This window comes from Kribbella ginsengisoli (assembly GCF_039537185.1).
Classification (GTDB): Bacteria; Actinomycetota; Actinomycetes; order Propionibacteriales; family Kribbellaceae; genus Kribbella; species Kribbella koreensis.
This window is the reverse complement of record NZ_BAABAA010000005.1, coordinates 423,610-444,876: the sequence shown is the minus strand read 5'-3', so window position 1 is coordinate 444,876 and position 21,267 is coordinate 423,610. Positions and strand designations below refer to the sequence as shown.

13 protein-coding genes, 1 tRNA gene and 1 pseudogene are annotated in these 21,267 nt (G+C 68.6%); 6 read left to right on the top strand and 9 right to left on the bottom strand.

Features of this window, described 5'->3' with window-relative positions:
• Positions 1–41 precede the first annotated feature (41 nt).
• The 4 genes and pseudogenes from ABD768_RS20835 (at position 42) to ABD768_RS20825 (ending at position 1,753) form a co-directional block, all read left to right on the top strand.
• Entirely contained in the window at positions 42–416 is a 375-nt protein-coding gene (locus ABD768_RS20835) for a hypothetical protein (protein ID WP_343964853.1), read from the top strand.
• A gap of 137 nt (positions 417–553) precedes the next feature.
• Positions 554–907: a hypothetical protein gene (locus ABD768_RS20830; RefSeq protein ID WP_344842983.1), complete on the top strand. Its 354-nt coding sequence runs from the start codon at positions 554–556 to the stop codon at positions 905–907.
• Positions 873–1,388, top strand: a pseudogene (locus ABD768_RS43140) (sigma-70 family RNA polymerase sigma factor); the annotation flags it as partial. The gene ABD768_RS20830 and the pseudogene ABD768_RS43140, both read left to right, overlap by 35 nt.
• Positions 1,389–1,650: 262 nt before the next feature.
• Positions 1,651–1,753: transfer RNA gene (locus ABD768_RS20825), tRNA-OTHER, on the top strand.
• Between the two features lie 183 nt (positions 1,754–1,936).
• On the opposite strand, the gene cpt is transcribed toward ABD768_RS20825, so the two are convergent.
• Positions 1,937–2,470: a chloramphenicol phosphotransferase CPT gene (gene cpt, locus ABD768_RS20820; protein WP_344842981.1), complete on the bottom strand. Its 534-nt coding sequence runs from the start codon at positions 2,468–2,470 to the stop codon at positions 1,937–1,939.
• A gap of 55 nt (positions 2,471–2,525) precedes the next feature.
• Between cpt and ABD768_RS20815 the strand changes: the two genes are divergently transcribed.
• Complete coding sequence (locus ABD768_RS20815; protein ID WP_343964847.1) at positions 2,526–3,044, top strand: GNAT family N-acetyltransferase; 519 nt, start codon at positions 2,526–2,528, stop codon at positions 3,042–3,044.
• A gap of 49 nt (positions 3,045–3,093) precedes the next feature.
• Here ABD768_RS20815 and ABD768_RS20810 read toward each other — a convergent pair whose 3' ends face one another.
• The 8 genes from ABD768_RS20810 to ABD768_RS20775 all read right to left on the bottom strand — a co-directional run bounded on the left by ABD768_RS20810 (position 3,094) and on the right by ABD768_RS20775 (position 20,644).
• Positions 3,094–9,069: an Ig-like domain-containing protein gene (locus tag ABD768_RS20810; RefSeq protein ID WP_344842978.1), complete on the bottom strand. Its 5,976-nt coding sequence runs from the start codon at positions 9,067–9,069 to the stop codon at positions 3,094–3,096.
• Between the two features lie 102 nt (positions 9,070–9,171).
• Entirely contained in the window at positions 9,172–11,451 is a 2,280-nt protein-coding gene (locus ABD768_RS20805) for a DUF2339 domain-containing protein (RefSeq protein WP_344842975.1), read from the bottom strand.
• Positions 11,448–12,431 carry a glycosyltransferase family 2 protein gene (locus tag ABD768_RS20800; protein WP_344842972.1) on the bottom strand — a complete coding sequence of 328 codons (984 nt, stop codon included), beginning with the start codon at positions 12,429–12,431 and terminating at the stop codon, positions 11,448–11,450. The genes ABD768_RS20805 and ABD768_RS20800 overlap by 4 nt, the downstream gene beginning before the upstream one ends.
• 321 nt (positions 12,432–12,752) lie before the next feature.
• The gene (locus ABD768_RS20795; RefSeq protein ID WP_344842969.1) at positions 12,753–14,300 is read right to left on the bottom strand and encodes a gamma-glutamyltransferase; all 1,548 of its coding nucleotides are present in this window, start codon (positions 14,298–14,300) and stop codon (positions 12,753–12,755) included.
• 126 nt (positions 14,301–14,426) lie between these two features.
• Positions 14,427–17,051 (bottom strand): phenylalanine--tRNA ligase subunit beta, encoded by a 2,625-nt coding sequence (gene pheT / locus ABD768_RS20790; protein ID WP_344842966.1) that lies wholly within the window; start codon positions 17,049–17,051, stop codon positions 14,427–14,429.
• Entirely contained in the window at positions 17,051–18,160 is a 1,110-nt protein-coding gene (gene pheS, locus ABD768_RS20785; RefSeq protein WP_343964835.1) for a phenylalanine--tRNA ligase subunit alpha, read from the bottom strand. The genes pheT and pheS overlap by 1 nt, the downstream gene beginning before the upstream one ends.
• Positions 18,161–18,271: 111 nt before the next feature.
• Positions 18,272–18,991, bottom strand: coding sequence for a hypothetical protein (locus ABD768_RS20780; protein ID WP_344842964.1), 720 nt, complete (start codon positions 18,989–18,991; stop codon positions 18,272–18,274).
• 138 nt (positions 18,992–19,129) lie between these two features.
• Positions 19,130–20,644 carry an MFS transporter gene (locus ABD768_RS20775; protein WP_343964831.1) on the bottom strand — a complete coding sequence of 505 codons (1,515 nt, stop codon included), beginning with the start codon at positions 20,642–20,644 and terminating at the stop codon, positions 19,130–19,132.
• A 55-nt stretch (positions 20,645–20,699) separates the two neighbouring features.
• Between ABD768_RS20775 and ABD768_RS20770 the strand changes: the two genes are divergently transcribed.
• A complete protein-coding gene (locus tag ABD768_RS20770; RefSeq protein ID WP_344842960.1) occupies positions 20,700–21,260 on the top strand; it encodes a TetR/AcrR family transcriptional regulator C-terminal domain-containing protein in 561 nt (186 codons plus the stop codon).
• Positions 21,261–21,267 lie beyond the last annotated feature (7 nt).

Here is a 21,267-nt window from a genome sequence, read left to right as displayed (position 1 = left end):
CACTCAAGCGCACTCCCGCCGGGATCGCCAGGATCATCCGTATGAACAGTGACCGACCGTCAGCGGTGCGCGAAGCGCAGGACGCCGAGGATCGCCGGGCGTCGAACAGCTACCTGGTCTTCCTCGGCTGGATCGGCATTCAGCTGGCCGGGTATGCACTGCTGGTGCTGTCGGCCTCCGATGTGAGCCCGATGGGCTGCACCGGGCTCTGCTTCAGCCCGCGGGGCACGCTGATGGTGATCGGGATGGCGTTCGTCGCACCGGTGGTCCTCGGCCAGGTGGCCATGGGGTTGCTGCTCACGGTCGTCTACAACCGCAAGCGGATGACCTCGCTGGCGACCGGCAGCCTGTCCTTCTTCGCCACCTTCGTGGTCGCACTCTTCATCGCCGGCTGCTTCCTGCAGGCCAATCGCTGACCTGCATGTCACAAACGACCTGGCGCCGCGTGTCCGGAGGGGTGACACGATAAGCGACCAGGAAGGAGTACCGCGCGCTGTGAAGATCAGTAGATTCACTCAGGTGCTGGGACGGTCCGGCGGCCACGATCGTTTGTATGCAGACCGAGTCCAAGACCAAGCAGATGTCGTCCGGCTATCTGGTGTTCCTCGGGTGGGTCGGAGTGGAGCTGGCTGGATATGCCCTGCTGGCGCTGCTCGCTTCCGACGAGCCGCCGGCCACCTGCAGCGGGCTGTGCTTCACCGACCGGGGGCTGATTCTGTTGCTCGGGATGATGTTCGGGGTGCTGACCTTGGGTGTTCAGCTGGTAGTTGGGGCGCCGCTGACCAGGATGTACGGTCGGCGCGGGATGCGGCCTCGCGGGGCCGGCAGCGCCGCCTTCTTCACGACTTTCGGGGTGATCGCGCTGGTACTCGGTGTTCTGTCGGTGGCGAACCTGTCTCATATGTGAGGTCGGCGTGAGTGGTGACGAGGAGTTGGCGGCGGAGTTCGACGAGCATCGGGCGGTGCTGGTCGGGGCGGCGTACCGGGTGGTCGGGAGTGTGGTCGACGCGGAGGACGTCGTCCAGGAGACGTGGTTGCGGTGGTCGGCCGCGGATCGGGAGGACGTGCGGGATGTCCGGGCGTACCTGATCCGGATCACGTCGCGGCTCGCGCTCAATCGGTTGCGGCAGCAGAAGACGCGGCGGGAGCAGTACGTCGGTCCTTGGCTGCCCGAGCCGATTCTGTCGACCCGCGAGGCGGACGACCCGGCTGTCGTGGCGGAGGTCGCCGACTCGGTGTCGATGGCGATGCTCGTCGTACTGGAGACGCTGTCGCCGTTGGAGCGGGCTGCGTTCGTACTGCGGGAGGTGTTCGATCTGCCGTTCGGCGAGATCGCGGGGACGCTCGGGCGGTCCGAGGCGGCGGTACGGCAGTTGGCTCATCGGGCGCGGGAGCACGTACACGCTCGGCAGCCTCGGCATCAGGTCGACAAGGCTCGGCACGTCGAGGTGACCAACCAGTTCCTGTCGGCCGCCTGGTCAGGTGATCTCGACGGGATGGTCGCGCTGCTCGCACCGGATGTCGTGCTGGTCGCCGATGGCGGCGGCAAGAAGCAGGCCGCGATCCGGCCGCTGCGCGACCCGAACAAGATCTCCCGGTGGACGATCGCGCTGCTCGCGCCCGGTCAGCCGGCGCGCGATCTGGTGGTGCGGCTGATGGAGCTCAACGGCGAGAGCGCGTTCGTCTTCTACGACGGCGACGAGGTCGACAGCGCCGGCTTCTTCGACTTCGACGAAACCGGCCGGATCAGCCAGATCTACGTCGTCCGCAACCCCGACAAACTCACCCACGTCCCCCGCCTCAGCGAACTGCCTGACTGAGCCGGTCGAGCGCACCCTGACCGGCTTGGGGAGGATCTTGTCCGGGACCGGGGAGGGCTGTACCCCAGTTCCGGGGTATTTTCCTCCCCACTCGGGCCCGGGGCAGGGGGGTCCGGTTAGCGGAGGTGGGTGGCGATGGTGCGGGCGCAGGCGAGGGATTCGGCGGCGCCGGTGTCGACCTCGAGGTCGTAGACGACGCCTTCGTGGACGGAGATCGCCTGCAGCTCCGCCATCCCGCCGGTGCGGTCGCCTCGGGCGATCTCGCGGCCGGCGGCGATTTCGGGGGCGCAGTGGACTCCTACCCAGAGGACTTCGAGGCCGTCGAGCTGTGAGCGCACTCGGGCCTGGGAGGCGGCGCCGCTCAGGAAGACGTCGTCGAGGATGATTCGGGCGCCGGCTCGGGCCATTGCGGCGATGCCGGTCATCCAGGCGGCTTCCAGCTCGCGGAAGCCGGCACCTACCTCCACCTCGCCGTGGTCACCGAAGGCGATCCCCGAGCCGGAGTCGAGCAGCCCGGGCGGCAGCGCGTCGACCAGGTCGTCGACGCCGAGGCTGATCCATGGCTGCGGCAGGACGGCCTTCAGGCAGCGCGCGATTCCGGTCTTTCCCGAGCTGGACCCGCCGTTCAAAACGATGACTTGAGTGGACACCTCAGCGATTCTGCCAGTTAGGCTTCTGCAAGTCAGTCGCATTTAGGAGGCAGCGGTGGAGTACAGAGTGATCGACCCCGAGGCCGTTTCGGACCCGGAGCTGCGCGCCGATCTGCTGGATACCTGGATCGCCGCCACCGACGCGGGCGGCAGCGTCGGGTTCACCGCGCCGGCGCCGGTGCACCTGGTCGCCGAGACGCTCGACCTCGCGCTCGAACGAGTTGCCGCGGGCAAGGACCTGCTCGGCGTCCTGCACAACGGCGACCGGTACGTCGGCATGGGACTGCTCGTCGGCAAGGACAGCGCCCTCAACCTCCACTGGCGCACCGTGCTGCGAGTCATGGTGCACCCGAAGTACCAGGGCGGTGGCGCCGGCTCCCTGCTGATGAACGGGCTGCGGCAGTCCGCGGTAGAGCTCGGGCTGGAGCAGTTGCAGCTGACCATCCGCGACGGGAACAGCCTGGAGGAGTTCTACGGCAAGCTCGGCTACCGGGTCGTCGGCAGCCACCCCCGCGCAGTACGGGTCGCCGCTGACGACTACCGCGACGAACTGATGCTGGTCACCGATCTCTAGCGGCGATGCCGGGCCCCGCCTCCCAGTGACGGGACCCGGCGGTTCCCCACTATTTTTGGCGGCCCCGGCGGGCTATGCCCAGCAAGGTGATACCCATGCCGACCAGCAACAGGGCCAGCGTGAGGAGCAGGACCGACGGGCCACCGGTGTCCGGTAGTGCGGTCCTGTCCAGGCCGGCCTGCGCGGCAAGCTGAGCCCCGATGGTCACCTTCACCTGCGAGTCCACTGTCACGCCATCCGTGTCAGTGACCCGGTACGACTGCTTCGCCGTACCGATGAAGCCCCGCTCCGGAACGAGCCTGATCGTCCCGTCGGTACCGACCGTCCACTTGCCGACGTCCGGTACGACCACCCGCTTCCCACAGGTGGCCGGCCCGGTGGCCAGGCAGACACTGCCCGGGTCCCAGGCCGCGCCCTGAGTCGCAGCGTCGTTCAGGAGGGGGTTGACGACCACCGGGTTGCCAGGGCTGCCGGTACCGCTGTCCGGGATGGCCTTCGACGCGCTGGGAGCACCCACGGTGATCTCCAGGCGTGCCGTGTCCGACGTCCCGTTCGCATCGGTCACCCGATAGGTGAGCGATCTGGTGGTACCGGCGAAGCCCTTCACCGGGGTGTATCCGACGGTGCCGTCCGGCCGGGCGGTGAAGCCGCCCTCGTCCGGGATCGTCACCGAAGTCTTGTCCTTGCCGTCCGCCGGGTCGCGCAGCACGACCGATGAGACGACCAGGGGCGCCGACGGATCGCCGGCCTTGTCATTGCCGAGCACCGGCACGCTGACCCCTTGTCCGTACTGCGTAGTCGCGCTGTCGTCGACCGCGACCGGCCGGACCGGCAGCACCGTCACCGAGACCGTCGAGCGGGCCGCGTTGCGGTCGCTGTCCTTCACCTCGTACGCCGCCGGCCGCGCGCTGCCCACAAAGGTCTTGATCGGAGTGAACGTCACCTTGCCACCGGCCACCGCGTAGGTGCCTTGCGCAGGGATCGTCACCTTGTCGACAAGGTTGCCCGAGGCATCGACCAGGAGCAGCGTGGCCGGATCGAGGGTCGCGCCGGCGCCGGGCTTGTCGTTGGCCAGCGGGTCGAAGGTGACCGCGACGTGCTGCTTGGTCTTCGCCACATCGGGCAGGGCCACCGGCTTCGCGCCGACGGTCACGGTGAGGGTCGCAGTACCGGCGCTGCCGTTCTCGTCGCTGACCTGGTACGTCACCGGCGTCGTCTGCCCGACCCAACCGCCCCGGGGCAGCAGGCGGATGCCGCCGTCCGGCTGGACCGTGTAGGTGCCTTGGCCTTCGACGCGCAGGCTCGTCACCGGGTCGCCGGTCGCGAAGTCGATCAGCCGGACGCTGGCCGGGACGAGAGGTGCGGTGGGGTCGCCGGGCTTGTCGTTGGTCAGTACGGGCACGGTGATCGGGGTGTCGAAGGCGGTCGCGGCCGTATCGTTCGCCGGATCGGGGGTGATCGGGTCGACCGTGACGGTGACCGTCGACATCGCCTTGTTCTTGGCTGTGTCCGCTACTTGGTACGCGATCGAACTCGGGCCGCTGAAGGCCGGCACCGGGTCGAAGGAGAGCTTGCCGGTGACCGGGTCGACCTTGTACGTGCCCTGGCCGCTGATCGTCGCGGTCTTGGTCCAGGCCTTGCCGTCGTAGAGCTGGACCGACGTCTTCTCGAGTTCGGCCTGGGTGCCAGGCTGGTCGTTGGCCAGTGGGTCGAGTTGGGTGTCGACGTTCTGCTTCGTGGTACCGGTGTCTGGTTTGGCCTGTGGTCCCTTGCCGACGGTGATGAAGAGCAGTCCGTCGGCCGGGGTGCCGTTGGTGTCGCTGACCCGGTAGGTCGCGGGCGTGGTCAGGCCCTGGAAGTCCTTGACCGGCGCGAACGTGATCGAGCCGTCGGGCTTGGCGGTGTAGGTGCCCTCGCCGGCTTGGGTGACAGTCTGCTGGTACTTCGTCGGGTCGGCCGGGTCCTGCAGCAACAGACTCTTGGGCACCAGCGGGGCGCTCGGGTCGCCGGGCTTGTCGTTGGTCAGCACGTTCAGCGTGATCGGCTGGTTGAACGGGGTGATCGCCGAGTCGTCGACGGTGAACGGCTGGATGCCGGTGACCTCGACCCCGAGCGTCGACGACGCCGTGTTGTGCTGCGAGTCGGTGACCTTGTACTGGACGAAGCTGGTGTGTCCGTCGAAGGCCGGGTCGGGGTCGAACTGGACCGCGCCGCTCTTCTGTACCTCGTAGGTGCCCTGGCCGGGGACGGTCAGCTTCTTCGTGAAGACGGCCGGCTTCGTCGCGGGCAGTTCTGGCGAGGCGATGACCACCGAGCCCGGGTCGAGCTTGGCGCCCGTGCCGGGTTCGTCGTTGGCGAGCACGTCGATCGTGACGGTGACGTTCTGAAGGGTGGAGGCGCTGTCGGGTTGGGCGACGGGCGGGAGGCCGACGGTGATCCACACGGTTGCTTGGGTGGTGGTCCCGTTGTCGTCGGCGACTTGGTACGTCAGCGCAGTACCGGGTCCGCTGAATCCGGCGACCGGCTCGAACACGACGACGCCGGCTCGCGCGGTGTAGACGCCTTCTTCCTTGACCGTCACCGTCGGCTTGAACAGTCCGTCCGCCGGATCTTTGAGTTGCAGGCTGCCGACGACGAGCGGCGCGCTCAGGTCGCCGGGCTTGTCGTTGGCGAGCACCTTGACCGTCGCCGTGACGCCGTACGGCGTGGTCGCGGTGTCGTCCTCGGCCTTGGGGACGATCGGCGTCACAGCGATCGTGATCGTCGAGCGAGTCGCCTGATCGAACCAGTCCGACACCCGGTACGTCAGCGTGGTCGCCGTACCGGTGAAGGCCGGGAGCGGATCGAAGCCGACCGTGCCGTCGGGATTCACGTGGTAGGTGCCCTGGTCAGCGACCGTGACGACCTTCTTCAGCGAGCCGTCGGCCGGGTCGATCAGTACGACGCTCAGCGGGTCGAGGCCGGTGCCTTGCCCGGACTCGTCGTTGGCGAGCGGGTCGATGGTGACCGGGTCGTCCTGCTTGGTGGTCGCGGTGTCCGGCTTCGCGGTCGGTGGCGGCGGTTTGGCGACGGTGACCGTGATCGTGGCCGTCGCGAGGGTGCCGTTGACGTCCGAGACGGTGTAGGTGAGCGCGGTCGCGACGCCGGTGTACGTCGGCAGCGGGTCGAACTGCACGTCGCCGTCGGCCACCACCTTGAAGGTCGCCTCGCCGTCGACGACGACGGTGGTCTTCGGTTGGTGCGTCATCGGGTCGATCAGCCTCACGCTGCTCGGCACCAGCGGCACGGCGGGGTCGCCGGCGCTGTCGTTCGCGAGCACATCCACGGTCACGTTCTGGTCGTACGCCGTACTGGCGGTGTCGTCCGTCGCGTCCGGCTGGACCTTGGTGATCTCGAGGGTCAGCGTCGCCTTGCCGATCGCGCCGTTGCCGTCGGCCACCTGGTAGGTGATCGGGGTGGCGTGGCCACTGAAGCTGGGGACCGATTCGAACAGCACTCGGCCGTCCGGCTTGACCGTGTACTTGCCCTGGCCGGCGACGACGATGCTGGTGGCCGGGTCGCCGGCGGCTGTTGCTGTCGGCATCGGCAGCGGGGTGGCGGGGGCTGGCGGCTTGGAAGGGGTCGACCGGGTTGCGGTGATCGTGGCCGGAGTCGGCGGGATCAGGCGGACAGTGCCCGGTACGAGCGCTGAGCCGGTCGGGCCGGGCTTGTCGTTGCCGAGGACCGGGACGAAGATCGAGCCGCCTTGGAGAAGTACGGCCTGGTCGGGGTTGGCGACGGGCGGGCCGGGTGCGTCGACCGAGACCGTGAGCTGGGCGCGGGCGGGGGTGCCGTTCTTGTCGAGCACTTGGTAGGTCAGCGGGGTCGTGACGCCCTGGAAACCCTGGGCGGACTCGAAGGCGACCTTGCCGTCGGACACCGTGTAGGCGCCCTGGTTCGGCACCGTGACCTGGTCGACGAGTTTGCCCGCCGGATCGACCAGCTTGAGGGTCTGTGGGTTGAGCGGGGCCTCGGGTGAGCCGGGCAGGTCGTTGTCGAGGACCGGGATCACGACGTTGGTGTCGAAGGGGGTGGTGACCGAGTCGCCGAGCGCCTTCGGGGTGATCGGGGTGACGGTGACCGCGATCGTCGACTCGGCGACCTGGCCGGTGCTGTCGGTGACCCGGTAGCCGAGGGTCGTCGCGACGCCGGTGAACTGGGGCAGCGGCAGGAAGTCGACGGTGCCGTTGGGCTTCACGACGTACGTGCCTTCGCCGGGGACGATCACCTTCTTCTTGAAGGTGTCGGCGGCTGCTGTGGTGAAGGCTGCATCGGCCGGGTCGCGCAGGACCACCGAACTGGGGTCGAGGGTGACGCCTGGTGCGGGGCGGTCGTTGGCCAGCGGGGCCAAGGGGATGCTGACGTTCTGCTGGGTGGTGGCTTTGTCGGGGACGGCTACCGGCTTCGCGGGGAGCGCGACTGTGACGGTCAGTTTTGCGGTGGCGGTGGTGCCGTTGGTGTCGGCGATTCGGTAGGTGACCGGTTTGCCTTGGCCGACGAAACCGGGGACGGGCTCGAAGGCGATGGTGCCGTCGGGCTTGGCGACGTACTTGCCTTGGGCCACGACGTTGATCATGACGCCGCACTTGCCTGCTTCTTCGAGGCAGAGCGAGCCGGGTTTGAGGGGGCTGGCCGGGTCTCCGGGGCGGTCGTTGCTCAGGACGTCGGTGGTGAGGTCCTCGTTGTAGGGCGTGGTCGCGGTGTCGTCCAGTGCGATCGGTGGGGGTGGGGGCGCGATCGCCAGGGAGTAGTCCTCTACCTCGCCGCTGTCGGCGGGGCCGGTGGGCTTCTCGACCTGGGTTGTTGTGTAGCCCGTGCGGATGCGGACGTACGTAGTACCGGCGGTTGGTTTGTCGAAGGCTGACCAGGTCAGGGTCACGGCGCTCTGGCCTGGGGTGAAGGTGGCGCAGGCTCGCTCGGTGGGGTCGAACTTTCCGTCCTTGTCGAGGTCCAGCCAGCCGCAGACCTTGCCGGGCCTGCTTGCTCCGGTGAGGGCGACTGTGGCGGCGTAGTCCTTGGCTGTGGTTGCCAGCGGTTTGAGGGTTGTGCCGTCGTCGGCCTGGTCTTGGGTTTTCGGGCCGGCGGTGCCGTTGGCGGTTGCCGCATTGTCTTCGGTCGCGTCGTCGCCGAGGCGGAGGTCGGTGAGGACCGACCAGGCTGCGCCGTACGAGGTGGGCGCGTCGCCGAAGTCCTCACCGGTGGAGGCGACGATCGAGAACGCGTCGGCGGAGGACGGTGTGTTGAACGCGGGGAGCTTGGCGTTCTTGGTGAAGACGGCGGTGAGGTCGAAGGTGATCGACTTGGCGACGCCGTTGACCTTGACCGAACCGCAGGCGGCGGTGGCGGCCGCGTCGGGGCCTTCGCCGGTGTCGGTGTTGATGCAGTTCGGGCCTGCGTCGGGGTTGAGCGCGGTGATCGTGTCGCTGCTGACGGCGAGGTTGTTGCCTTGCCCGACCTTTGTCAGGCTGAGACCGGCGGTCGTGAGTCTGAGGACCGAGTGCAGCTCGGACTGGCCGCTGGTCCGGCCGTTGGTGGTCTCGGTGGCCGCGCCGCCGAGGCCGGCGAGGTGGAGGATCGGGTCGCGGACGGGCTGCGAGAAGGTGACCGTGAGGGTGCCGCGGCTGCTGCAGGTGCCGATCGCGGCGCAGGTGCCGGTGTTGACGAGGATGTCCTGGGCGGGTGTCGTGCGCGCGATGACCGGTTCGTACGTCTTGGCGGTACTGCCACGGACGCCCGCGGTGGTTGCGTCGAGCAACTCGGTCTGGCCGGTGACGGTGATCGACTGGGTGAGCCCGGACCCGGGCATCGTCGCGGTCGCCGTGTTGCCCTGGGCAAAGGGGGCCGTCGGCACCTGGTACGCCGCGGCTGGACTCAGCGCGGTCGTTGCGACGACAGCAAGACTGAGCGAGACGCCGGTGAGGACGACCGGCAGGCGCCGGTGTGCCGGCGATCGGCGGATGGCGGGCCGGTGGCCGGTCCTCGTCATACCCACGCCCTCCCGAGCACTCACGTTTCCGCATGCGTCGGCCTCGGGGCGAGCGGGCCAGCGTAGAGCTAACGCGCTACGCCAGTCCGATGTTACGCGGGATCAGCCAGTGAGTTCGTAGATCCGGACGTGCTGCCAGGAGTGTCGGAGTACCGCAAGCTTGCCGAGGTCCGGCGACACGGGTCCGCCGAACAGATCGGCGTACACCCAGCGCACGTGGTACTGGTCGCGCAGCTTGCGCAGTACGTCGGCAGTCGGCTCGTAGATCGCCTGATTCGTCAGCTCGACGCGGTCCGGCCAGGGCGACGGCTGCTGGTTGTACCGCAGCCCACCGTCACCGTGGTGGGCCATCGCTTGCGACGTGTAGCCCCAGCCTTCGAGGAACGTCCGGCGCCCGGCGATCCCGCTGACGATGTACCCACGCGCATCACACCCCGGCCCTTGCTTGCCCGCCGGGCGACACCAGGTGTTGCTGACGACAACATCCGTCGTCTTGGAGTTCTTCGCCAGCCAGAGCGCGGCGGCTTCCTCGTCCGGATAGACCCACCAGGTAGCCGACGTAAACGTCTGCGCCTGCTTCCCGCCGTTCAAATGCAGATTCTGCTCGAAGGTCCGCGCCGACGGCACCACCAACAACGTCAGCAGCACCAACAACCCACCGAGCCCAGCCACCCGCGGCACCCGCTTCACCAGCAACAACCACACAAACATCAACGCGGCGGTAACTGCGACCACAACAAGCAGCGGCCGGGCGACAAGCGCGACCCGGCGCAGCTGCGAGCCGCTGGGCAGGGCGTCGGTGGTGAGGAGAATGAAGGCGAAGAGTGCACCAAGAAGCACCCCGGCCACGGCAATCCACAGGAGCACCCGGCGCCGCCCCGCCGGTGCACATGACCTGGTGATGGTTGCGGCTAGCCAGCCTGTGGCTGCGAGGCTGAAGGGGACTGCGGAGTGGACGAAGTAGGCCTCGGAGATTGAGGGGTGGTCTACGAGGAGGAAGCCGGCCCAGCCTGCGATCAGGGCTCCGAGCAAGAACCAGGCGATGGGGTCTAGGCGGAGGGTGCGGTTAGCCAGGAGGGCGTAGCCGGTGGCGGCTAGGAGTTGGCCTGTTAGTAGGAGGGCGCACAGGACTAGTACGCCGGCGATGGAGAGTAGGTGGCCGGAGGTTAGGGCGGGGAGGATGAGGCCGCCTTCGCCTGCGGGGGTGGTGTCGCGGGTGGCTGCTGCGTAGCCGCCTTGGGTTTTCAGGACTGCGAGGAACTGGAGTCCTGAGCCGCTGGTGCTGCCGGCGACGGTGACCATCGTGCCGATGGCGGCGGCGACCAGTAGGGAACCGGCGGCTAGGAAGCGGGGTGGTAGGCGGCGGTCGCGGATCAGGAGGAAGAGGGCGGGGAGGCCTACCGCGCCTACCAGGATCGGCAGAGTGGTTGGTTTGGAGCCGCCGCCGACTACCGCGACGGTGAAGGCCAGTAACCACAGGCCCTTGCTGGATTCGCCTTTGAAGAGCAGGTGGATCAGGAAGACGGCTGCCGCGGTACCGGCGACCATGCCGAAGGTTTGGGACGGGCTGAGCAGGCTGAGCGGCGGCGACAGATTTACAGCGGTGTCGATGAAGAGGAACAGTTGCGGGCCGGCCAGCGCGACAGCGGCCAGTACGCCGGTCCACCACGCGCGACTGACCGTCCTGGCCAGCGTGGCGCACACCAGCAGCGCGACGAGCAGTTGCGGCAGCAACCACAACCGGTAGAGCACGATGATCGGTGAGAGCTTGGTGATGTCCACCGCCGCCGCCATGTCGGCATTGGCGAACCAGTGGTACTCCAGCGACTCCCCCGACACCTGCGGCAGCTGCGGCGGTACGGAGCGAGTCAGCTCGTTCAGCATCGACAGGTGGTACAGCAGGTCTTGGTAGTACGACGTGCCGTCCGGCGGCGCCGGGTGGTACTTCATCGCCCCGAGCACTGCCCCGCCGAGCAGTACGGTCGAGGCGATCACCATCCCCCACGTCCACAGCAACGGCAGCGGCTTGGGGTCGTGGATCCGCCAGTACTTCCTGAGCCGCGGCACGGCGGCGAAGGCGACGAGCACGAGCGCCGGCCAGATCATCAGCACGCGTTGCCAGCCCAGCGCGGTGAAGATCGCCCAGCCGGCCAGCTGGTACGTCGCTCCGACGGCTGACCCGAGTCCGAAGTCCTCCGCCCAGTTGCCCGTACTCCGCCAGAGCGCGCGCAGGATCAGGATCCCCGGCAACGCGACCGCCAGAGCGAAGTACAGGCTGTACTTCGCGATCGGCATGACCGGGACGTCGAGGGAGATCAGCGCGAGAACCGTGACGACATACGGAATCAGCCACGGCGCCAGCCGCGGCAGGAAACGCGTCATCTAGCAGAGACCTCATCCAGTGGCTTGTCGATGGTCTCGTGGCCGGGGTCTTCGAGGCTGTCGTAGCCGACAAGGAACTGTGGGCGCCGCTGGCTCGACTGGAACAGGCGGGCGACGTACTCCCCCAGCAGCCCGAGGCACAGCAGCTGGATGGCGCCGATGACGCTGACGGCGAGCACGGTCGACGTCCAACCGGGAACGCTGTTGCCGGACAGCTTGATCACCAGCGCGCCGACCGCGAACATCCCGGACAGCACACCGCCGAGCAACCCGAACCATGTCGCCAGCCGCAGTGGCGCCGCCGAGAACGCGGTCACGCTGTCGAACGCCAGCCGGAACATCTTCGACCAGTTGTACTTCGTCACGCCCGCCGCCCGCTCCGCCCGGACATACGGGACCTCCGCACTCGGAAAGCCGAGCCACGGGATCACCAACCGGAAGACCCGGCCGTCCTCGGGCAGCGAGTTGACCGCGTCGATCACCCGCCGCGAGACGAGCCGGAAGTCCGCCGCGTCGAACGGAATGTCCTTGCCCACCAGGCGACACATCAGCCGGTAATACATCCGCGCCGTCGTCCGCTTCGGCCACGAGTCGCTCGAACGGTCGGAGCGCACGCCGTACACGACGTCGACGTCCTTGTCCCGGGCCGTCGCGAGCAGCTCGGCGATCACCTCGGGCGGATCCTGCAGATCGGCGTCGATGGTGACCAGGTACTTCCCCCTGGCGCGACGGAACCCGGCCGACTGGGCGGCCTGGTGGCCGGAGTTGCGGAGCAGCCGGACGACTCGGAGCTGATGCCAGTCGACCGCCGCTTCGAGCAGCATCGAGGCGGTCGCGTCCCGGCTGCCGTCGTCGACGACGAGCACCTCGTAGCTGATACCGAGGCCGTCCAGCAGGGGGCGCATCCGCTCGAAGAAGATCGGCAGCACCTCTTCCTCGTCGTACATCGGCACGACGACGGAGAGTTCGGGATCCGGCATGTCCGGTGGTCCTCCACGACTGATCTGGCTGAGCCCCGTTCGGGCGGATCGGGCGGCCGGGTGGAAAGTACAGGGGCCGAAACTAGCAGGTCACACCCCGCGGCCACCCATCCCCGTCCGCCTCGCACCGGGCGCGAGGCCGACGCCCAGCCCATCAATCCGCCCCGGTTGGCCCATCGTTGTCCTCAGCACACGCTCGTGCCGCTCCCTGGACTCGACTTGGGCTGGCGATTGATGGGCTGGCGGTCCGCACCCATCACTCCCCGGGTGGTGGGGGCGAGCCGACGTGAGGACGAGCGGTAGGCGGGGCGAGGCGGCCGGTCAGCTGGGTGGGGAGACGGCGGTGGCGCCGGTGCGGCGGGGGTCGCCTACTGCGAGGAGGCCTTCGGTGGGGTCCCAGAAGGCTGCGGCTACGCCGCCGAAGTACATGGAGTGGGGTGGCATCGGGCGGGTGGGGAGGTTTGTGGCGAAGCCGGAGACGGCGAGGTCGTCCTCGTAGTCGACGACGATGTCTTCGCGGACGCGGACGTGCAGGCGGGGGTACTCGACTGCCTCTTCGAGCGACAGGCCGCCGTGGGTGTAGAGCGCATAGACCTGGGCGATCGCGGTCGGGATCCGGTCGGAGCCGGGTGAGCTGATCGCCAGGACGGCGCCATCGCTGTCTCGGCGGGCGACGCTCGGGGCCATGTTGGAGGTGAGCCGGGTGCCGGGGGCGAGGCTGTGGGGGCCGCCGTGCACGAGTTCTTGTTCGCCGAGGGCGTTGTTGAGCCAGATGCCGGTACCGGGGGTCATCACGCCGGAGCCGTAGCCGGACGAGACGGTGATCGCGCAGGCGTCGCCCTCGTCGTCGACCACGGAGACTGTCGCAGTACTGGGTGAGCTGATCGCCCGCAGATCACCGGCGTTCGCGAGGTCGAGCAGCTTCTGGCCTTCGAGCTGGCGAACGTCTTCCTCGTCGAGCTCGGCCAGCCGGCGACCGAGCACCGCATGCTGTACCTCGATCAGCCGCTCGAGCTCGGCTGGATTCCAAGCACCCTGGCCCGGTACTCCGTCGAGCAGCGCGAGGATCGCGGCCGCCGCGACTCCGCCGACGGCCGGTGGTGGGTTGGTCGCCAGCCGCCAGCCGTTCTGGCGGATCATCAGGGCCGGGCGGACGATCGCCTCGTACGCCGCGAGGTCCGCCGCCGTCAGGATGCCGTCGTTGTCGGCCATGTCGCGGACCAGCAGCTCCGCGAGCGCGCCGGTGTAAAGCGTCTCCGCGCCTTCGCTGGCGATCAGCTCGAGCGCCTCGGCCAGCTCGGGGATCACGACGGTACTGCCCGCCTTGATCACCACGCCGTCGTCGTCATGCACGACGCCGTGGCTCGGTTGATGCCAGCCGAAGATGATCTCGTGGGTGTACCCGAGGTAGTACCCGGAGGTCCGGCTGAGCGAGAACCCGTTGCGCGCGACCTCGATCGCCGGCCGGACCACCTCACTCCAAGGCGCCTTCCCAGACCGCTCGTGCGCAAGCGCCAGCGCCTTCATCCCACCCGGCGTCGCCACGGACCCATGCCCGACAGTGGTCGTCGTACCACCGCCGTACTCCGTGGTGATGTCCCAAACCCCCTGGCCGAACTTGTGCTCCGGCAACCCACGCCCAGGCATCTCCACCCAGCCGTCGATCGTGACCGCGTCGCCACCCTTCACCTGCAAGGTGACAAACCCACCCGAGGCCGGCGACACCACCCCGATCTCATTGACCATCGTCACCAAGGTCGCGGCGATAGCAGCATCAACCGCATTGCCACCCTCGGCAGCCAACCGCACACCCGCATCAGCAGCAGCCTTGTTGGGCGCCGCCACCGCAACCCGCGGATGCCCGCTCATCGTGCACCACCCGCGCGCAGACCTCGTGCGACATTCGCCTTTCCGTCCGCCCTGTCCTCCGCTGGGACGGCGGAAGACAGCGCGGTGGAGTCGCCGATGGACTGCGCGGCCGGGGGCATCGGGGGGTCAGCCGACTCGCTGGACCGCGCCGAAGCGGTCGACGGTCACCTGGACGGCTGCTTGGCGGGCGGCGCTTACTTCGGTTTCGGTGAGGGTTCGGTCGTGGGCGCGGAAGCGGAGGGCGAAGGCGAGCGACTTCTTGCCTTCGCCGATCTGCTCGCCGGTGTAGAGGTCGAAGAGCCGGATCGACTCCAGCAGCTCCCCCGCACCTTCGACCAGCGCCGCCTCGACGTCCGCCGCGGCGACCTCGGCCCCGACGATCAGCGCGACGTCTTCCTTCGCGACCGGGTACGACGAGAACGGGTGCGCCGTCACCGACGCCGGAGCCGCGGCCATCAAAGCGTCGAGATCCAACTCGACCGCACCGGACCGGGCCGGCAGCCCGAACGCCTGACACACCTTCGGGTGCAGCTCACCGGCATGACCGATGACCTTGCCACCGACCGACACCTCGGCACACCGACCCGGATGCCACGGCGCCAGCTCGACGTTCCGCAGTACCGGCTCGACACCGACGACAGCGGCAACCGACCGAGCAACCTGTACCGCGTCCGCCCAGCTCGCGGGCCGGCCCTTGCCCCACCAACCGGTCGGCGTGCGCAAACCGGTCAGCACGACGCCGAGGTGGAGCGGCTGACTCGGCAGCGCGTCGTACAGCGCCTGGATCTCCGCATCGCTGGGACGCTGCGCGACAGACGGCAGCGGCGCGGGCTTCGATTCCGGCCGGGGCAGGAACACCAGCCCGGTCTGGAAGATCGCCAGATCAGTAGCACCGCGACCGACGTTGCGCTCGGCCGTCCGGAGCAGGGTCGGCAGCAACATCGTCTGCATCGACGGCTCTTCGTCCGAGATCGGGTTGGCCAACTTCACCGTCGTACGCCGGACGTCGTCAGCAGGCAGCCCCATCGCATCGAAGTCTGCGTCGCCCGTGAACGGGTAGGACACAACCTCGGTCAGCCCCGCCCCAACCAGCGCAGTAGCGATCCGCCGCCGACGCTGCTGCGAGGCGGTCAGCCCCTTGCCGCCCGGCGCCTTCGGCAGTACGGACGGAACGTTGTCGAACCCGAACAGCCGAATGACCTCTTCGGCGTAGTCGTTGGGGTCCCGCAGATCCGGCCGCCACGACGGCGGCGTCAGCATGAGCAACGACCCGCCGGTGCCCGCACCGGTTGTCGCGGCGCCTGCGTTTGCTTCGGCGGTGCTTGCGTCGCCGATGGCGAGGGGGGCGCCGCTCAGCGCGACCGCCTCGGCGAGCATGCTCGCCCCAGCGGCGGTGCCGGCCGTGCCGCTTTCGTTGCCTTCGACAACTTCGCAGCCCACCGCGCGGAGGTGGCGGATCGTCTCCTCCAGCGAGATCGGTGCGCCGGCGACCCGGGCCGCGTGGTCGGCGCGGATCGTCACGCGCTTGGGCAGCAGGTGGGTGTCGATGACGGTTTCGTCGGGCTGGATGGTGCCGCCGGCAAGCTCGGCCAGCAGGTCGGCGACGCGTTGGGCTGCGTACCGGGGAAGCTGCGGGTCGACCTCGCGCTCGAAGCGGCGGGAGGCCTCGGAGGAGAGTTTGTGGCGGCGCGACGAGCGGGCGATCACGATCGGGTCGAAGTGCGCCGCCTCGATCACGACGTCGGTGGTCGACGCGGAGATCTCGGTGGACGCGCCACCCATCACGCCGGCGATACCGATCGGGCCGGAGTCGTCGGTGATCAGCAGGTCCTCGGCGTCCAGCTCGCGGGTCTGATCGTCGAGCGTCATCAGCTTCTCGCCGGCCGCTGCCCGGCGTACGACGATCTCGCCGGTCAGCCGGGCCTTGTCGTAGCCGTGGATCGGCTGACCCAGCTCGAGCATCACGTAGTTGGTGACGTCGACGCCGATCGAGATCGGGCGCATGCCCGACATGACGAGCCGCTGCTGCAGCCAGCGCGGCGACGGTGCCGTCGGGTCGATACCGGTGACCGTGCGCGTCACGAAGACGCTGCAGGCCTCAGCGTCGTCGACCCGCACCGGGTAGCCCCCGGATTGCGTGCCGGTGACGGTCAGCGCGGCCGGGTCCGTCAGCTCAACGCCGTACGCCGTGGCTGCCTCGCGCGCGACTCCACGGATCGACAGGCAGTACCCGCGGTCCGGGGTGACCGCGATGTCGAGCACGTCGTCGCGCAGGCCGAGCAGCTCGATCGCGTCGGTACCGACCTCGGCCTCGCCCGGCTCCAGTACGACGATGCCGCCCGTGCCGTCGTCGCCCAGACCGAGCTCCGACGACGAGCAGATCATCCCGCTGGACACGTGCCCATAGGTCTTGCGCGCGGAGATCGCGAACCCGCCCGGCAGCACGGCACCCGGGAGTACGACGACGACCAGGTCGCCGACCTCGAAGTTGCTCGCGCCGCAGACGACCCATTGCGGCTCGTCGTTGCCGATGTCGAGCGAGCACCAGCGGACGGTCTTGCCGTTCTTCTGCGGTTCCGGCTCGTAGCTGAGCACCTTGCCGACGACGAGCGGACCGGTCAGGCCGCCGCCCGCCTCGTCGACGGTCTCCACCTCGAGGCCGGCCCGGACCAGCTTCTCGCCGACGTCGCGACCGGTGACGCCGGCCGGCAGCTCGACGTACTCACGAAGCCATGACAGTGGGACCCGCATCAGATCTCCATCCCGAACTGGCGGCTGAACCGCACATCACCCTCGACCATGTCCCGCATGTCCTCGACGCCGTTGCGGAACATCAACGTCCGCTCCAGCCCCATTCCGAACGCGAATCCGGAGTACCGGTCGGTGTCGATCCCGCAGGCCTGCAGCACGCGCGGGTTCACGACACCGCAGCCGCCCCACTCGATCCAGCCCTCGCTGCCACACGTCCGGCACGGGCGGTCGGGGTTGCCGACCGACGCGCCGCGGCAGACGAAGCACTTGAGGTCGACCTCGGCCGACGGCTCGGTGAACGGGAAGAAGTTCGGCCGCAGGCGCGCTTCGAGCCCCTCGCCGAACATCGAGACGACGAAGTGGTCGAGGGTGCCCTTGAGGTGCGCGAGCGTGATGCCTTCGTCCACGACCAGGCCCTCGACCTGGTAGAAGACCGGCGTGTGGGTCGCGTCGAGCTCGTCGGTGCGGAACACCCGGCCGGGGCAGATCACGTAGATCGGCGGCTTGCGGGTGAGCATGGATCGCGCCTGGACGGGCGAGGTGTGCGTACGAAGTACCGTGCCGGAACCGGGCGGGTCGATGAAGAACGTGTCCTGCATCTGCCGGGCCGGGTGGTCGGGCTGGAAGTTCAGCGCGTCGAAGTTCAGCCACTCGGCCTCGACCTCGGGTCCCTCGGCGACGTCCCAGCCGAGCGCGGTGAACACGTCCGCGACCTGCTCGGAGATCAGGCTCAGCGGGTGCCGCGCGCCGAGCTCCGGGCTGTGCCACGGCAGCGTCACGTCGACGCGCTCGGTGGCGAGCATCCGCTCCTCGTGCTCAGCCTCCAGTACGGCGAGCCGGCCCGCGAACGCGTCGTTGATCGCCTTCCGAGCCGACCCGATCCGCTGCCCGGCCTCCTTGCGCCCCTGCGGCGGCAGCGCACCGATCTCCCGGTTGGCCAGCGCGATCGGCGACCGCTCGCCGAGGTGAGCGACCTTCGCCTCCTGCAGCGCGCTCAGATCCCCCGCCTTCGCGAAGGCGTCCAGAGCCTCATCGCGCGTCCGTTCGACCTCGTCGGCATGCAAGGGTGTGACCTCGACGGGGTCATAATTCTGGTTCGGACCGGACATGGCTCTCTTCCCGGGGTAGCTGATACCTGAAACTGCTCAAAGCAGTCTAGGAACCCCAAGCCCCCGAGCGTGAATCGGTCGTCCACAACCACTCCCCCGCAGCCTCGGGAATTACTGGTGGAGGCCGAACCAGGGTCCTTTGGCGCGTTCTCGGTGTAGGACTTCCTGGTCGCCTGGGTTGGCTACTTGGGCGGTCAGGTCGGTGGCGCGGGCCAGTTCGAGTCGGGCGGCTTCGAATGAGCCGGTGGCGGCTAGGGAACGGGCTAGGGCTTCTCGGGCGAAGGGTTCGTCCCAGTCGGCCATCAAGGTGGGGTGGGCCAGGACCAGGGAGAGGCAGCGTTGGGCGTGTTCCAGGCCTAGGGCGGCGCGGCCTATGCGGAGGGCTGCTCTTGCGATCATGTACTCGCCTCGGGCGTGGTTGGCCTCGTTGCCGGCTTCCAGCCAGTGCAGGCAGGCGGCGTACGCGCCGTAGAGGAGGCGCTCCTGGTCGGCCAGGGGGCTGGTTTCGTCGATCTGGTCCATCAGGTCCCAGGTCTCGTTGTTGAGTTCTACGCCGAAGTAGCGGTGGAGTTCGCGGCCTTCGACCAGTTCGGAGGCGACCTTCTCCATCAGTTCGGGCCAGCTGGGCATGCCGTGTTCGCGGGCGATGGTGAGCTGGGCGTCGCGCAAGGTGAAGGTGCCCGGGTCGACTGCGTTTCCCCGGTACTCCGGGTGGTGCGCCCGGACTCGGGCGATCGCGTCCGGGCGGGCCTTGGCGACGGCCTTGCGGAGGTCCTTCGCGCGGGTGCGGAGCTGGCTCAGGCTCGCCTTGGCGGGCAGTTCGGTGGTCATCGACTGATCCTTCCGGGCAGCCTGCTCCGCTGAACCAGGCCGTCCCGAAGGGTTCGTCGGCCATCGCTCACAACCACATGATCCCAGGTGCACTCGGTGCTTGCCGCGGAGAAGAGGCGCCCTGGCGCGCGCTGCGGCCTACGCTGACACGCCTTGCTCCTCCGCGTCAATCTGCACCGGGTCGGTACGCCGGCGAGGCAGCACGACCAGAGCCACCACGGCACCAGCAGCGGCGCCCACCAACCCAACCGTCATGGCGATGGACATCGCGTCGGTGAAGGCAGTGCGGGCGGCCGAAGCGAAGCCTGGGCCGAGTGCGAAGGTTTCGGCGATGGAGCTTCGAGCGGTGGCAGGGATCGAGTCTGGGAGGGCTGCTGTGTACGCCGCCGCCAGCACACTCCCCAGTACGGCGACTGACAACGCCGCCCCCGTCTGCTGCACGGTGTCGTTCATCGCCGACCCGACGCCACGATGCTCCGCCGGTACCGCCTGCATGAGCAGCGTGTACGCCGCCGGCCCGGCCAGCCCGCCGCCGACCCCCATCACCAGCAGTCCCACGATCAGCAACCCGTACCCCGTCGAAGCGCTGATCTGCGTCAGGATCCCGAAGCTCACCGCGATCACCGCGAGCCCGATCACGATCAGCGTCCGGTCAGCCAGCTTCTTGCCCAGCGTGGCCCCCAACCCGTTGAACACCGTCGCGGCCACGGCGTACGGAATCAGCGCCAACCCGGCCTTCAGCGGGCTGTACCCGAGTACGAACTGCAGGTACTGCGTCAACGCCAGCAGCAACCCACCCGCGGTGAACGACAGCAGCACGATCGAGAAGCTCGTCCCACTGAAGTTGCGATCCCGGAAGAGCCCCAGCGGCACCATCGGATGCGCACTCCGCTTCTCCCACAAGGCAAAACCGAGCAGCCCCACGACCCCTGCCGACAACCCACCCAGCACCCGGGCAGAACCGAACCCAGCCGAAGGAATCGAGATGATCGCCCAAACCACAGCGCCCATCCCGACGATCGAGAGCAAAGCACCGACCGGATCCACGGCCCGCGCCGGACCGCGCGACTCAGGAACGAAGGCCAGCGTCCCCACGATCGCGACCACCGCGATCGGCACGTTCAGCCAGAAGATCGAACCCCACCAGAAATGGTTCAGCAGTACGCCGCCAACGGTCGGCCCGGCCACCACCCCGAGCATCGCGACCGCCGACCAGCCGGCCATCGCCTTCCGCTGCTCCTCCGGCGGGAACACGGTGAACAGCAGCGACAACGTGCTCGGCATCAGCAGCGATCCCCCGACGCCCATCAGCCCGCGGCAAGCGATCAACTGCCAGGGACTCCCGGCAAAAGTAGCGAGTAGCGACGCCGCCCCGAAGAGCACCAGACCGACCAGGAGCAATTTCCGCCGCCCGAACCGGTCGGACAGGCTTCCGGCCGTCAGCAGCAGCCCGGCGAACGCCAGGATGTAGGCGTCGATCACCCATTGGATGTCGGCCGGCGTCGCGCCCAGATCGCGCATCAGCGACGGGATCGCCAGGTTGAGCACGGTGTTGTCGACCACCAGAACCATCAGGCTCAGGCAGAGAATCAGCAGGATCCACCAGCGGCGCGGGTGTCCCGGAGCGGTTGACTCGAACGCTGTACTAGTCACTCGCACACTGTACGACAGACTCGTACGCCGTACCAGCGCGAGCTAGGATCACCCCATGGACTCGATCTGGACCCGCGAACGGCCGGCCCCCGCACGCGAGACGCTCAGCCGGGCCCAGATCGTCCAAGCCGCGGTCACCCTGCTCGACGCCGAAGGGCTCCAAGGCCTGAGCATGCGCAAGCTCGCGGCCAGGCTCGACTCAGGCGCGACCAGCCTCTACTGGCACGTCCAGACCAAGGACGACCTGATCGAGCTGGTCATCGACGAGGTCTACGGCGAGGTCGACCTGCCGGAACCCGAGCTGGCCGGCTGGCGTCCCGGCGCGATCCTGTTCGCCCACAGCCTCCGCGCGGCGATCATGCACCACACCTGGCTACCCGAGGTCATCTACACCCGGCCGAGCCTCGGCCCCAAGGCGATGTCACTCGGCGAGCGTGGACGGGTGCTGTTCGGCGCCGCCGGATTCGCCGACCGTGAGATCGACTACGCGATGGGCGCGGTGATGTCGTACGTGATCGGCGCCGCCCGCCGGGCCGGCGACATGATGCAGAACGAAGCCTTCGCCTTCGGCCTCGACAGCCTGCTCGACGGCCTCGACGCCCGCCTGAAGAAGTAGGTCGCCT

Excerpts from the sequence above, each read along its gene's own strand:
- ABD768_RS20780 (WP_344842964.1), bottom strand. The coding sequence starts at position 18,991 with ATGACCACCGAACTGCCCGCCAAGGCGAGCCTGAGCCAGCTCCGCACC.
- pheT (WP_344842966.1), bottom strand. The coding sequence starts at position 17,051 with ATGCGGGTCCCACTGTCATGGCTTCGTGAGTACGTCGAGCTGCCGGCC.
- ABD768_RS20835 (WP_343964853.1), top strand. The coding sequence starts at position 42 with ATGAACAGTGACCGACCGTCAGCGGTGCGCGAAGCGCAGGACGCCGAG.
- ABD768_RS20810 (WP_344842978.1), bottom strand. The coding sequence starts at position 9,069 with ATGACGAGGACCGGCCACCGGCCCGCCATCCGCCGATCGCCGGCACAC.
- ABD768_RS20805 (WP_344842975.1), bottom strand. The coding sequence starts at position 11,451 with ATGACGCGTTTCCTGCCGCGGCTGGCGCCGTGGCTGATTCCGTATGTC.
- pheS (WP_343964835.1), bottom strand. The coding sequence starts at position 18,160 with ATGTCCGGTCCGAACCAGAATTATGACCCCGTCGAGGTCACACCCTTG.
- ABD768_RS20800 (WP_344842972.1), bottom strand. The coding sequence starts at position 12,431 with ATGCCGGATCCCGAACTCTCCGTCGTCGTGCCGATGTACGACGAGGAA.
- ABD768_RS20795 (WP_344842969.1), bottom strand. The coding sequence starts at position 14,300 with ATGAGCGGGCATCCGCGGGTTGCGGTGGCGGCGCCCAACAAGGCTGCT.
- ABD768_RS20770 (WP_344842960.1), top strand. The coding sequence starts at position 20,700 with ATGGACTCGATCTGGACCCGCGAACGGCCGGCCCCCGCACGCGAGACG.
- ABD768_RS20830 (WP_344842983.1), top strand. The coding sequence starts at position 554 with ATGCAGACCGAGTCCAAGACCAAGCAGATGTCGTCCGGCTATCTGGTG.